The sequence below is a fragment of the Mesorhizobium sp. M1A.F.Ca.IN.020.04.1.1 genome (assembly GCF_003997315.1).
Lineage (GTDB): Bacteria > Pseudomonadota > Alphaproteobacteria > Rhizobiales > Rhizobiaceae > Mesorhizobium.
This window is the reverse complement of the sequence record NZ_RZSN01000057.1, coordinates 18,050-31,511: the sequence shown is the minus strand read 5'-3', so window position 1 is coordinate 31,511 and position 13,462 is coordinate 18,050. Positions and strand designations below refer to the sequence as shown.

Below are 13,462 nucleotides of genomic sequence, written 5' to 3'. Positions count from 1 at the left end.
TCGATAGGGTCAACCCGACGGTTGCGGTCAACATCGTCGACACGGCGCTGAGCGATAGCGACAACAGCTCGGTCGTCACCTTCACCTTCTCGGAGGCGCCGAGCGGCTTCGACGCGAGCGACGTCACGGCGACGAACGGTACCATCACTGGCCTCACGCAGGATACCGCGACGACCTATCATGCCACCTTCACGGCCAATGACGGCTTTGCCGGCACCGGCTCGGTGTCTGTGACGGCAGCCAGCTACACCGACGCCGCTGGCAACACTGGCGGCGCCGGATCCGACAGCGTGACGATCGATAGGGTCAATCCGACGGTTGCGGTCAACATCGTCGACACGGCGCTGAGCGATAGCGACAACAGCTCGGTCGTCACCTTCACCTTCTCGGAAGCGCCGGTCAGCTTCACCGCCGCCGACATCACGGCGACGCACGGCACCATCAGCGGCCTTGCGGCCACCGCCGACCCGCTGGTCTATACCGCCACCTTCACCGCCGACGACGGCTTCACCGGCACCGGCTCGGTGTCGGTGACGGCAGGAAGCTACACCGACGCCGCGCTCAACCTCGGCGGCGCCGGCTCCGACACGGTCGGCATCGACACCGCTGGCGACGTAACGCCGCCAAGCATCACGCTGATCAGCGGCGTTCAGGGAAATGCCGGGGCGCCGAGCACCCTTATCGTTCAGTTCAGCGAAAGCGGAATGAACCACACGTTCTTCGATTCAACGAAGCTGGCACTGTCGAATGGCGTCTTCCTGGCGACGACCCCCGGAACATGGGGCACGACAACCGATGGCAGTGGCAACACAGTCGACACGTATACTCTGTTCGTGAACAAGCCCAACAACGGTACGACCTATACGGCGACATTCAGCGCGGGGGCCTTTAAGGACGGCGCTGGCAACCTGAGCCACCCCGCCAGTCAAGGTGGCCTCAAGCCCGCCGGCACCGCCGGCGAGCCGATCAACCTTGCACTCACCGACCCGTCGGATGGTCAGGCCGTCACTGTCATAGTGAAGGATCTGCCTTCCGGCTGGACCATCGACGGGGCCACGCAGAATGCCGACGGCTCCTGGACGGTGCAGTCATCCGCCGTGCACGAGCTGACGGTAACAACGCCGGCCGATTTCGTGGGCGCAGCGGTGCTCGACGTCCAGATGACCTGGACCAATGCTGACGGCACCACGGGCAGCGTGTTCATCGCCGACAACGTCGAGGCCTACGCGCCAGGTTCGCCGATCTTTGCCTGGTCGGGCGACGACGTGCTCACCGGCTCGAGCGGCAACGATCTCTTCGTCTTCTCGCAGCCGATCGGCAACGATACCGTGCACAGCTTCGATGCTGCCGCCGACCAGATCGACCTCATCGGCTACTCCGGCTTCCAGACCTTCGCCGACGTCCAGGCGCATACCGCCGACGACGCCAGCGGCAATGCGGTGATCACGCTCGCCGACGGCCAGTCGATCACGCTGGAAGGCGTGCACTCCTCCGCGCTCGGCGCCGGCAATTTTGTCTTCGACCAGACACCGGTAGTGAACAACGCCGGCACCATGACGATTGGCGACGGCGCCCTGCTGCCGCTGAGCGGCACGGTCAACAACAGCGGCATCATTGCGCTGAACTCGACCGGCGCCGAGACCCTGCTGCAGATCATCCAGCATGGCGTGACCCTTGAGGGCGGCGGGCAGGTCGTCCTGTCCGACAGCGCGGCCAACGTCATCTCCGGCACCGGCCCGGACGTTACGCTCGTCAATGTCGACAACACGATCTCGGGTGCCGGCCAACTGGGCGATGGCATGCTCGGCCTCGACAACAGGGGCATCATCATCGCCTCTGGCAGCAATGCCCTGGTCATCGACACCGGCGGCAGCGTCGTCACCAACTCCGGCATGCTGGAAGCGACCGGTTCGGGCGGCCTGGTCGTCGCCGGCGGGCTGGCGAATTCCGGCATGCTCTCGGCCAATGGCGGCAACATTGTCATCCGCGGCGAAGTCACCGGTGACGGCGATGCCACGATCGGCAACCTGTCGAAGCTGGAATTCGGCGCAGCCTCGTCGACGGATGTCACCTTTGCGCAGAATGCGGCCGGCACGCTGGAGCTCGACGACTCCTTTGACTACAGCGGACGGATCGGCGGTATCACCAACGACGACAAGCTGGACCTCAACGACATCCTATTCGGTGTCGGAACGACGGTCGTCTATCAGGCGAGCCAGGATGGCAGTGGCGGCACGTTGACCGTCTCGGACGGCGCGCACAATGCCACGCTGCATTTGCTCGGCACTTACGATGCGAGCGGCTTCAAGCTCGCCGATGACGGTGAGGGCCATACGGTCGTGACCTACAATCCGGCGGAGTTCACCCTGACGGGAATCGGAAGCGGGACGAGCGAGCTGGTGTGAACCGACAGGCGGGCTGCCGGCAGCGGCGGCTCGCCCCTCTGAAAACTCGGCCTGACGTGTATCGAGTGGGGTTTTGGAATTGAACGGCAAGCCTAAAATCGTCAGGGAAGCGCTTCGCGCCTGCCGCCGCTATTTCCTGTTTGCGGCGGTGTTCAGCCTGGCCATCAACCTGCTTTACCTCGCATCGCCGCTCTACATGCTGCAGATCTACGACCGGGTGGTCACCAGCGGCAGCGAGACGACGCTGGTGATGCTGACGCTGGTGCTGCTTGCGGCGTTCCTGGCGCTCGCCGGTCTGGACCTCGTGCGCGCCGCGATCCTGACGCGCGCCAGCGCGCGGCTCGACCGGCTGCTTTCGGCCAGGATCCTGGCGGCTTCCGTCGAAACCCCGTCGCAGGGTGCCTCGCCAAGCCAGCCGATCCGCGATTTCGACACCTTCCGGCAGGTGATCACCGGCAGCGGTATCCATGCCCTGTTCGACCTGCCCTGGTCGCCGATCTATATCGGCATCATCTTCCTCCTGCATCCCTGGCTCGGCTTCTTCGCGTTGGGCTCCTCGCTGCTTCTCATCGCCATGGCGGTGCTCAACGAATATATCGTGCGGGCGCCGCTGAAGCAGGCCAACGACCTTGCCACGGCCAACTACAATTTCACCGAAATGAGCCTCAGGAACGCGGAAGTCATCCGCGCCATGGGCATGATCGACGGCCTCGTCCGGCGCTGGGGGCGCGATCGCGGCCTGGCAATCGGCCAGCAGGGGCGGGCGAGCGACCGGGCAGCGGTCATGTCCGGGCTGATCCGCTTCCTGCGCCTCACCATGCAGTCGCTTATCCTCGGCCTCGGCGCCTATCTGGTGATCGAGCGGCAGATCACCGGCGGCTCGATGTTTGCGGCCAGCCTGCTGCTGGGCAGGGGGCTGCAGCCGGTCGAGCAGATCGTCGGCCTCTGGCGCAGCCTGATCCTGGCGCGGGCCGCCCTTGGCAGGGTCGAGAGGCTGCTGGACGGCGGCGCGCAGGGCGAACGCTCGTTCAACCTGCCGAAGCCCTCCGGCAAGGTCGCCGTCGAGCAGTTGAGCTTCGCCATTCCCAGCCTGCAGAAGGTGCTGCTGCGCGATGTGTCGTTCCGGCTCGAAGCAGGCGAGGCGCTCGGCATCGTCGGCCCTTCCGGCGCCGGCAAGTCGACGCTGGCGCGTCACCTAGCCGGCATCATGCAGCCGAGCCGCGGCACGGTCAGGCTCGATGGCGCCGACATGACGCAGTGGGGAAGGGAGGCGCTCGGCGACCATATCGGCTACCTGCCGCAGGACATCGAGCTGTTTTCAGATACGGTGGCCGCCAATATCGGCCGCTTCAAGACCGATGTCGACCGCGAGGTGATCGAGGCGGCACGGCTCGCCGGCGTGCATGAGATGATCATCCGGCTGCCGCAAGGCTACGAGACGCAGATCGGCGAGGGCGGGGCGGTGCTGTCCGGCGGCTACCGGCAGCGCATCGCGCTTGCCCGCGCCGTCTTCGGCCTGCCGAACCTCATCGTGCTCGACGAGCCGAGCTCCAATCTCGATGCCGACGGCGATCGCGCCCTGGCCGAATGCGCGCTGGAGCTGAAGCGTCGCGGCAGCACGGTGATCATCGTCTCGCACCGGCCCTCGACTTTGGCCAATGTCGACAAGATCCTGCTCTTGCGGGATGGCGCGGTCGAAGCCTTCGGCATGAGAAACGAAATCGTGGCGCTACTCAACCAGCGCGCGGCACCGATCACGGTGGCGGCCCAATGACCGATATCGCCGCTACCTATCGCAACCTCGCCGGCACCGAAGATGCGGGCGCCGATGCGGACTCGATCCGGGCACCGGTGTGGATCGGCCTGCTCATCATCGCAGCCTTCTTCGGCGTGTTCGGCGGCTGGGCCGCGGTCGCGCCGCTCAATGGCGCGGTGCTTGCCGATGCGGTGGTGAAGGTCGAGGGCAACCGCAAGAGCGTCCAGCATTTCGACGGCGGCACGGTGAAGGAAATCCGGGTCAAGGACGGGGACATCGTCAAGGCCGGCGATGTGCTGGTGCTGCTCGACGATACCCGCGCCCGGTCGGAATTCAACCTCTATTCCCAGCAATATGCGCTGCTGCGCGCCACCGATGCCCGCATCCGCGCCGAGCTGGACGGCCATGAGGCGGTTGCCTTCCCGAACGACATCACCGCCGAGCACCAGGCCTATCTGCAGGACGCCATGGCCAACCAGATTGCCGACCTCGAGAGCCAGCGCGCCTCGATGGCCGGCGCCAGGCAGATCCTGCAGAAGCGCATCGCCGAGCTCGACGAGCAGATCGATGGCAAGCAGGCGCGCGTCGAATCCTTTCGCGCGCAGCTCAAGTCGACGATCGACGAAAAGGCAAGCCTCAACAAGCTGCTGAAGGCGGGGCTGACGACGAAGCCGCGTATCCTGGAGCTCGACCGCTCGGCCTCCGATCTGCAGGGCCTGATCGACCAGGCGCTCGGCGAGATCGCCGGAAATCGCCAGAGCAAGGCCGAACTCGAAAGCCAGATCGCGCAGCTCACCAACGAGCGTCGCGCAAAACTTTCGGCCATGCTGATCGACACCCAGTCGAACCTTGCCGATCTGGTGCCGAAGATGTTTGCCGCACAGGCCACGGTGGACCGCGCCGAAGTGCGCGCGCCCTATGACGGCCAGGTGATGGACTTGACCGTCTTTTCGACCGGCGCGATCGTCGCGCCCGGCCAGACCATTTTGGATATCGTGCCGACCAGGAATTCGCTGATCGTTCAAGCGCAGGTCAAGGTCGAGGACATATCCAGCCTGCGCGCCGATATGACTGCCGAGGTCCGCTTCACCTCGTACAAGCAGCGCACGACGCCGGTCATCCACGGCCGTGTCACCCGCGTCTCGGCGGACCGCGTCACCGATGCCAAGACCGGCTTTCCCTATTACGTTGCCGACGTGGCGGTGGATCAGCAGGAACTCGCCGCCGCGCCGCAGATCCAGCTCTATCCCGGCATGCCGGCGCAGGTCATGATCGTCACCGAGGAACGCACCGCGCTGGACTACATTCTGGGGCCGCTGACCACGTCGCTGCATACGGCCTTCCGGCAGAAGTGAGGGAACTGCCCGTCAAGGGGTAGCGCAAGCATTGGACGGCTGCAGTCCAAGCATTGCGGCGGTGCCGGCGGTCGATTCCCATTTCCCCACTAGCCCTACCTTGGCTGCTCAGCATAATCTCGCGCCCGTTTCCAACCCCTGAGTCCGCATGAGCAATCTCCTCTTCACCCGCGTTCCTTTCAACCCGGTCTCGCTCGGGCTTGTCTGCAACTTCATCGCTCACTATCCGCCATTCGACGGCTATGAATTCGGCCAGATGGTGAAGTCGCTTCGTTACCAGCTCGAGCAGCAGACGCATCTGATCGCCGCCATCGGCGATGCCATCGTCGCCTATGTCGGCTGGATCGTGACCAGTCGCGAGGTTGCCGAGGCGTGGGTGGCGAACAATGGTCCGCTCAATCCCTATCCCGGCGGCCCTGCCGTCGCTGTGACGGTACTGGCGACGCGCTCGTCCTCGGCCATCCTGCCGCTGATCAAGGAGGCCAAGCTGCTCAATCTCGACAAATCGGTCTATTGGAAGCGCGATTTCATAGATGCCCGCGGCGCCATGAAACGCGCTGTGCGCAAGCGGGACGCGTGATGGCGCATCCAGTATCCATCGAGGCGCTGACCCAGGAGATCCTCATCCGCCTCGACGACCGCTATGCGTCGATGTTCGTGCGTATCTGGCAGCCGGCGGGCGCGCCGCGCGGTACCGTGTTCTGTTTGCACGGCTTTACCGGCAACGGCGCCGATTTCGACTACCTGGCAGCCCTCCTTTGCCGCAACGGTTATCTGGTGATCTGCCCTGACTTGCTCGGGCGAGGCCGCAGCGCCTATCTGGGTTCGGGTTACGACATCAATGTCTACTACAATTGCCTGCGCGCGCTCGGTCAATTTGCCGGCAAGGAAAACCACTTCATCGGCTCCTCCTGGGGCGGCACGATCCTTTTGCTGTTTCTCTACATGACCCGCTCGCGGGCGACCAAGGTGGTGCTCAACGACGTTCCCATGCTTGGCGGAGCCAATGTCGACCGTATACGCGCCGAGATCATCCGCGACAGCGAAGCGAAGTTCGCCACTCGCGCCGAGGCCGAGGCGTATGTGCGCTCGACTCGCTCCTTCATGGGGCCGGTCGAGGAAGCCGTGTTTTCGCGCTATGTCGCCAACAAGGTCATTTCCGGCCCCGACGTTTTCCGCCTGGCCTATGACCCCGCCACGACCGGGAGCTTCGGTTCCATGGCCGGGCGCGACTACGATCTGTTTCAGATTGTCGCCAAGGTGCAGGCGCGGTTCCTCCTTATGTACGGCCGCGACAGCAATTTCATCGACAGGGAGGCCATCGAGCGCACGCGGCTTGTTCGTCCGGACCTGTGGGTGGCCGACAATGTCGATGCAGGCCACCCGCCCTCGCTGATGACTCTCGACCAGGCGCTGCTCATTCTCGGTTTCCTTACCGCCGCGTGACGGGCATCGAACCGATCTTTGATTTAAGTCGTTGACGTCACCCCGACCCTTGCGCCTCGATCATCTCGATCCTGCACCAGCGCCGGCCTTGGCGAGTGATCGAGCACACGCCCAGTCCCCGTTCGGTCCTTGGTTCGCTGAGGCTGACCAGTTCGATGCTTGCGGCACGCGGCGGTTCGAGATGCAGCGCCCTTAGCACGAAGCGCCGGCCTGTGGCGGCCTGGTACCGGTTGAACACCACTGCAAGGATTTCAGCGTTGCTGCGCCGGCCAAGCACGAGGTAGCGATGGTAGGCGGCACTCCCGGGCAAGGCGATGTGAGGGGCGAGCCGAGGCTCCTTGCCGGACAGCCCCTCAGCCTTGTCGAGGTTGACGATGTAAAGGTCGAGCGGCGCGCCCTTGGTCGGCACAAGCGAGACCGCCACGGCTGTGTCGTGATCGCGTCGGAAGCTGATTGCCGCACGGTGGGCGATCGGCCGCAGGAACTTCAGGTCGAGCCGGGTGAAATCCGGGCAGCGGCGTTCGATCAGAGCCACGACGTCCAGCCCGCGCACGTAGCGGCGGCCACCCACATGTGGGAAAGAGAGCCGCTCGCCCTCGATGAGCGGACCGGTCCGGGAGGCCTGGTTCATCGCCGGGCAACGGCGACCGAGGAGCCGGCCGCCGGCCGCAACGCCAGCCCATAGTCGAAGCGGATCACATCGTCCGCCCGTTTGAAGGTGAACTGGCGCACTATCGCTCGCACCGCCTCCCTGACCTCCAGCCGACCGAGGCGTGCGCCGCCGCACATGCGTGGCCCAGTGAGAAAAGGGATGAAGGCGCGACGGTCATACGTATCCTCGATGAATTCCTTGCGGCTGGCATCGAAGGACTTCGAATCGACCCAGAAAGCGGGATGCTGGTGCACGCCCACCACGGAGAGCAGAATGAGCTGCCCGGCCCGCAGCTGCCTGCCGTCCAGTGACGTCTCCGCCCCCACCTCCCGGACCAGGAAGGGGATCGGAGGTAAGTAGCGCATCGTCTCGTTGACGATGCAGTCGGTATAGGGCGTGTCCGGCTTGCCCGTATCGATCTCGTCCTGAATCCGCTGCTGCACCTTCTCGTTGGCGCCCAACCGATCGATCACCCATAGCACCGTGGCGACGGTGGTCTCCACGCCGGCAAAGACATTCATGACGAACTCTTCGACGGGCGAGAAGCCCCGGACAGCCTTGGCCTTCTCAGCGAAGCGCGCCATCTCCGCCGCAGCGCCTGGCTCGGCGGCGAGCTGGGCGGCAAAATCGGCGACCACGTGGCGGGCGTCGTACACGGCCCCGTCACGCTCGGAAATCGTAGGCGCTACCCAGGAAAAATATTGTAGCCGGCGGAGCACTTCGCGGACCCGGTCGATCAGCGTGAGCGTCTGCTCGATGTCCCCGACCAGGCCGAAGGCGCGATAGAAGATGGTGAGAGAGGCCGATAACAGTGCCTTCTGGATGCCGGGCAGCGTCGCATCGCTTTGCAAGAGGCGGGTAGTGTAGATTTCGGATACCGCGTTTTGCTGAGTCGGTCTCGCAGCCGCCAGATAGGCATCCTGGGTGATCTCGCGCCGAATCGCCCAATTTTCATCGTTGGTGTTGAAACGGCTATAGCCCAGGGCCGAGATCATCGAGAAGTTCTTGCGGAACAGCGCCGGCGACTTGACGATGTGGTCGACCGCATCAGGATGGTCGAACACCTGGAGGTTTCCGATGCGATTCTCGGCCGCTCCCTGTCGACCGCTTTGGGCGTAGAGCGCGTAAACGAGACTGTTGAGGACGTCCTCGATCTGCGATTGATTCATCTGGCCCCCGCCATCCGCAACCGGATATGGCCGGTTTCGGCGGCTGACATACCCGTCCAAGACGCTTAGCACATTTGCTTCGAGTCGATAGGCTGGTTGGACCCAGGTCCGACAGCTCACACGTGTAGCGGGATCCGAGGCCTCAGGTCCGCGTCCATGGGATGGTTGCTGTGGCAAAGGTGTCACAGCGCCTGACGAAGACATTTCAGTGGCTTTCGCGGATGCTTCCCATGAGTTAGCTTGCCGCGGGTTTTGGGTTTGGATTCTTTGGGGGAAAGCGTGCGGGCGCAGGCATCCGGTAGATTTTTGGCGACTGTTGCGGCCTCGGCTGCGTCAATGACTTCTGTCGGCGTGGTGGCGGCCCATGCGAATGACGCGCAGGCAACAGACCAGACGGTCGTCGATTCGCGCATCAAGCTCGCCTTTGAAGGCTCGTACTTTTCAAATGACATCCATGATGCCGACAAGCTCGGTCTTCCGCCCAGCAAGGCCGGCTTCAACGGCTCCATAGCGTTGACCAAGCAGATTTCGCCGGACATGGATTGGCGCCTGGCCGGCGCCTTTCATACCGGCAGGGACTGGTCGGAGGGCGACAGCGAAGCGGTCCCCGGTGGTGTGCTCAGCGCGTCTCTCAGTCACGGATTCGATTTCCAGACGGTCGACTTCGATCTCGGCAAGCATGTGAAGGTGCAAACGGCCGACATTCGTTTCTTCGGTGGCCTGCGACTGCTGCACGCCGACCAGACGGAGTTCCATTCATCCTTCTCGGCAACACCTACCGATCCCACCGACAAGGGCTTCTCCACTGACAAAATCGGCACCTCGGAATACTGGGGCATTGGTCCGCGCATCGGTGCGGAGGCTTACTATCCGGTTGGTGAGACGTGGGGCTTGACGGGTTCGGTTGCAGGGTCCGTCATGTGGGGGCGCCGCACCGACCGCATTCGGCAAAATGTGACATTTACGAACCCCGACGTGCAATTTTCCGATACACTGTCTAGCCAGCACTCGAGTGAGACCGTCTCCAATGTCGAGGCTTCGGTCGGCTTGAGTTGGACTCCCATCGCGAACACTACCTTTACGGCAGGCTACAAGATCGAGCAGTGGCACAATCTGATCGTGAACGCGGACCAGAAGAACCAGACGTTCGACGGTCCGTTCCTGCGCCTCGAAGTCAAGATGTGACGGCGGCGGCTCGCTGCAAGTGAATTTGGAAGCCGGTTTCGAGTCCAGGTTCGCGGCCAACGACAACGTCAAATTGCACTACATTGCGGCGGGCTTCGGCCCGCCGATTGTGTTTTTGCACGGCTTTCCCGACCATGGCCTCGGCTGGCGTCGCCAGATCGAGGCACTCGAAGGCAGGTATAGGGTACTGGCGCCGGATCTGCGCGGCTTTGGGCGAAGCGATGCCCCGCAGGGGCATGCCAACTACGCACTCATGCCATGCCTTGTAGAGGATGTCCTGGCCGTGCTGGCGGCGGAGGGCCTTTCCCAGGTTTCGGTCGTTGGCCATGACTGGGGTGGCATGATCGCCTGGTGGCTGGCGATGCGCGTGCCGCAGCTCGTGCGCCATCTGGTGCTACTGTCGGCGCCGCACCCCCGCCACTACTTGCGCGCCATCCACGATCCGGCCAATGCCGGCACCATCAACTACATCCGTCGTTTCCAGGGGATCAGCGGCGCCATACCGACGCCGGAGGAGCTAGGCGGCTGGGTCGCCGACGCAGCCGAACGGCAGTTGCTCGTCGAGTCGCTTGAGCGCTCCCACCCTGATGCGATGCTTAGCTACTACAGAGCCAATATACCTTTGGGCAAGATGCCGGATATCGGTCCTCTGCCGCCAGTCAGGGCGCCGACTCTGGTGATGTTCGGCTCCGACGATCCCTACATTCCGGCCGGCGCCTATGACGGCACATACCGCGAGGTCGACAACGTCACATCGCTGCTGGCGCTACCTGGTGCCGGACATTTCATCCATCACCAGGCCGCTGCCTTCGTCACCCGCGAGATCGAGGGCTGGGTGTCGCGGCCACCGTCGAGCTTCCGTAGTCTGGCTTAGAGCCATCCGCCGCCGAGCTCCTCGACATATCCCGGCATGATCGCGTCGGTCCGACGGGACCTTGGCGCCATGTCTCGTATTCGGCGTGTCACTCCGAATCAGCCTACTCGGCCCGCTCTTTAGACCTCGGATAGGTTTTGCCGGTATTTGTCGGAAAAAACCGAGCCGGAAAAGTCATGACCGAGATCTGGCACTCACTGCTGGCCAATCTTGCCCTGGTCTCCATCCTTATCGTCGCCTGGGACCTTGTGGCGGATTTCACCGGGCGTCTCTCGCGGCGGGCACATTCGCTGCTTTTGGGCGTGGTCATGTGCGCGGGCGCGGTCATTTCCATGGCGACGGCCTTGTCCGTCTCCGGCTTCATCGTCGACCTGCGTGCCGCGTTTATCGGCGCGGCCGCGTTCTTCGGCGGATGGCCGGCGATGCTCATCGCCGCTGCCGGCTCCATCGCCTATCGTCTTCATCTGGGCGGTCAGGGCGCCGAAGTCGGCGTCATGAGCATCCTGATCACCGCAGTCGTCGGCCTGGCCTGGCACCACATCGTCGCGGTCCGTTCGCGCACCATGTTCGACATACTCGGCCTCGGCCTGTCGGTCGCGCTGGCCGGGCTGATCACGCTTCTTGTCATTCCCTCGCAGGTCGTGACCGGCTTCGTGCAGCAGAGCACGTTGCCGTCGCTCCTGTTCCGCTTCCTGAGCACCTTCATCATTGCCGTGCTGCTCGACCGGCAGCAGCGGCGACGCGATCTGGCCATGTCCAACATGATATTCCGTGCCATGGTTCGCGAGCTGCCGGACAGTCTCAACGTGAAGGATGCTCAGGGGCGCTTCATCGCGGCCAATCCAGCCACCGCCGAACTGGTGCGCGCCGCCTCCGTCGAGGACCTCATCGGCAAGACGGATTTCGATTTCTATCCCAAGGACGTGGCCGAGCGCTTCAGGCAGGATGAAATGGGCGCGCTGGAGGCCGGGCAGACGTTGCGCATCGATCAGCCCGCGCTCCTGCCTGACGGCAGGCAGGGCTGGCTCTACACGCTGAAGGCGCCGTTCCGCGACGAGGCCGGCAAGATCGTCGGCGTCATCACCTACAATCGCGACATCACCGAGCAGAAGCGAAACGCCCAGCTCAAGAACGACTTCATTTCGACGGTCAGCCACGAATTGCGAACGCCGCTGACATCCATCCGTGGCTCGCTTGGCCTGATCGCAGCCGGCGTCGCGGGCGAGCTGCCGCCCAAGGCCGCCAACCTCGTCAACATCGCCCACAACAACAGCGAAAGGCTGGTTCTTCTCATCAACGACATTCTCGACATGGAGAAGATCGAGTCGGGCGTCATCACCTTCAAAATCAAGCAGATGCCAGTGCGTGCGGTCCTGGAGCAGGCCATCGCCGCCAGTTCCAATTACATGGCCGAGAGCGGGATCCGCATCGTCCTGGTCGACGATGCCCCGCGCGCCGAAGCCAATATCGACCCCGATCGCCTGCACCAGGTGATGGCGAACCTGCTGTCGAATGCGATCAAGTTCTCCGATCCCGGCGGCACTGTCATGGTGAAGCTCCAGCGTCGCGAGCGCGACATGCTGCGCATCTCCGTTGTCGATGAAGGCGCCGGCATCCCGGAAGCGTTCCGCAGCCGCATATTCGGCAAGTTCGAGCAGGCCGATGCCTCCAGCACCCGCAAGAAGGGGGGCACCGGCCTGGGCCTGAGCATCGTCAAGACCATCGTGGAAAAGCTCGGCGGCGCCGTTTCCTTCGAAAGCGAGGAAGGCAAGGGGACCTCGTTTCACGTCGATCTTGCCGAAGCGCAGAGAAGTGTCGAGAAGCCGGTTTTGGTCGAGCGCCGGTCGCGAAAGCGCGATGGCCGCCTGCGCGTCCTCATCTGCGAGGATGAGCCCGACATCGCTGCGGTGATCGCAGCGCTTCTCGACGCCGACGGCTTTTCCAGCGATGTCGCCCCCGATATCGGTACCGCAAAAGCGCTCCTGAACTCCCGCGACTATGTGGCGCTGACGCTCGACATCAAGCTGGCCGGGGAATCCGGCATCAAGCTCTTCCACGACATCAGGGTCTCACCGGTGAATTCCGAGATTTCGGTCATCGTCATCTCCGCCATCGCCGACGAGGCCAGGCGCTCGCTGAACGGAACCGCCATCGGCATCGTCGACTGGCTGGAGAAGCCGGTGGATTCGGCGCGCCTTCACGCCGCTCTCGCCAAGATCCTCGCCAGCAAGGTCGAGCGGAGGCCGAGGATCCTCCACGTCGAGGACGACGAGGGCGTCCTTGCCGTGATGTCAGCTGGCTTGGGTCCAGGCGTCTTGATCGCTTCCGCCAAAACGCTGCAGGAGGCGCGGAAGGCGGTCGCAAAGCATCGCTTCGACCTGGTCATCCTGGACATACTGCTTCCCGACGGATCGGGACTGGATCTGCTCATCGATCTGCCGCTGGAAACCCAAGTCATCGTGTTCTCGGCGGCCGAGTTGGATCAGAACCTCGGTGACCGGGTGCAGGCGATGATGACCAAGACCAAGGCGTCGGAGATCGATGTCGCCAGGCTGGTCAGGAGCATGTTGGTCTCATCGCTCGATAGCGCCAGACCCGCCTCCAGTGCCAAGGAGTGATG

At 63.7% G+C, this 13,462-nt stretch carries 10 protein-coding genes; 8 read left to right on the top strand and 2 right to left on the bottom strand.

Annotation, left to right across the window (positions count from 1 at the left end):
- From EOA49_RS32620 to EOA49_RS14140, 5 genes are all read left to right on the top strand, one after another.
- Positions 1-2,405, top strand: a 2,405-nt coding sequence (locus EOA49_RS32620) for an Ig-like domain-containing protein (protein WP_245460651.1), incomplete at its 5' end; no start/stop codon positions are given.
- Positions 2,406-2,484: 79 nt separating this feature from the next.
- Positions 2,485-4,179 carry a type I secretion system permease/ATPase gene (locus EOA49_RS14155; protein WP_127239971.1) on the top strand — a complete coding sequence of 565 codons (1,695 nt, stop codon included), beginning with the start codon at positions 2,485-2,487 and terminating at the stop codon, positions 4,177-4,179.
- Positions 4,176-5,516, top strand: coding sequence for an HlyD family type I secretion periplasmic adaptor subunit (locus tag EOA49_RS14150; protein WP_127239972.1), 1,341 nt, complete (start codon positions 4,176-4,178; stop codon positions 5,514-5,516). Before EOA49_RS14155 ends, EOA49_RS14150 begins: the two co-directional genes overlap by 4 nt.
- A gap of 148 nt (positions 5,517-5,664) precedes the next feature.
- Positions 5,665-6,096, top strand: a complete 432-nt coding sequence (locus tag EOA49_RS14145) for a hypothetical protein (RefSeq protein ID WP_127239973.1) — start codon at positions 5,665-5,667, stop codon at positions 6,094-6,096.
- Complete coding sequence (locus EOA49_RS14140; protein ID WP_127243200.1) at positions 6,096-6,962, top strand: alpha/beta hydrolase; 867 nt, start codon at positions 6,096-6,098, stop codon at positions 6,960-6,962. The genes EOA49_RS14145 and EOA49_RS14140 overlap by 1 nt, the downstream gene beginning before the upstream one ends.
- A gap of 37 nt (positions 6,963-6,999) precedes the next feature.
- Here the strand turns inward: EOA49_RS14140 and EOA49_RS14135 are convergent, their stop codons facing one another.
- Together EOA49_RS14135 and EOA49_RS14130 are read right to left on the bottom strand one after the other, a co-directional pair.
- On the bottom strand, positions 7,000-7,593 hold the full coding sequence (locus tag EOA49_RS14135; protein ID WP_127239975.1) for a hypothetical protein: 594 nt from the start codon (positions 7,591-7,593) through the stop codon (positions 7,000-7,002).
- Entirely contained in the window at positions 7,590-8,783 is a 1,194-nt protein-coding gene (locus EOA49_RS14130; protein WP_164746689.1) for a cytochrome P450, read from the bottom strand. The genes EOA49_RS14135 and EOA49_RS14130 overlap by 4 nt, the downstream gene beginning before the upstream one ends.
- Positions 8,784-9,119: 336 nt before the next feature.
- On the opposite strand from EOA49_RS14130, the gene EOA49_RS14125 reads away from it, so the two are divergent.
- The 3 genes from EOA49_RS14125 to EOA49_RS14115 all read left to right on the top strand — a co-directional run bounded on the left by EOA49_RS14125 (position 9,120) and on the right by EOA49_RS14115 (position 13,460).
- Complete coding sequence (locus EOA49_RS14125; RefSeq protein ID WP_127239977.1) at positions 9,120-9,968, top strand: Lpg1974 family pore-forming outer membrane protein; 849 nt, start codon at positions 9,120-9,122, stop codon at positions 9,966-9,968.
- A gap of 19 nt (positions 9,969-9,987) precedes the next feature.
- The gene (locus tag EOA49_RS14120) at positions 9,988-10,842 is read left to right on the top strand and encodes an alpha/beta hydrolase (protein WP_164746690.1); all 855 of its coding nucleotides are present in this window, start codon (positions 9,988-9,990) and stop codon (positions 10,840-10,842) included.
- A gap of 176 nt (positions 10,843-11,018) precedes the next feature.
- A complete protein-coding gene (locus EOA49_RS14115; RefSeq protein WP_127239979.1) occupies positions 11,019-13,460 on the top strand; it encodes an ATP-binding protein in 2,442 nt (813 codons plus the stop codon).
- Positions 13,461-13,462: the final 2 nt, after the last annotated feature.

Excerpts from the sequence above, each read along its gene's own strand:
- EOA49_RS14115 (WP_127239979.1), top strand. The coding sequence starts at position 11,019 with ATGACCGAGATCTGGCACTCACTGCTGGCCAATCTTGCCCTGGTCTCC.
- EOA49_RS14125 (WP_127239977.1), top strand. The coding sequence starts at position 9,120 with ATGACTTCTGTCGGCGTGGTGGCGGCCCATGCGAATGACGCGCAGGCA.
- EOA49_RS14130 (WP_164746689.1), bottom strand. The coding sequence starts at position 8,783 with ATGAATCAATCGCAGATCGAGGACGTCCTCAACAGTCTCGTTTACGCG.
- EOA49_RS14145 (WP_127239973.1), top strand. The coding sequence starts at position 5,665 with ATGAGCAATCTCCTCTTCACCCGCGTTCCTTTCAACCCGGTCTCGCTC.
- EOA49_RS14140 (WP_127243200.1), top strand. The coding sequence starts at position 6,096 with ATGGCGCATCCAGTATCCATCGAGGCGCTGACCCAGGAGATCCTCATC.
- EOA49_RS14135 (WP_127239975.1), bottom strand. The coding sequence starts at position 7,593 with ATGAACCAGGCCTCCCGGACCGGTCCGCTCATCGAGGGCGAGCGGCTC.
- EOA49_RS14150 (WP_127239972.1), top strand. The coding sequence starts at position 4,176 with ATGACCGATATCGCCGCTACCTATCGCAACCTCGCCGGCACCGAAGAT.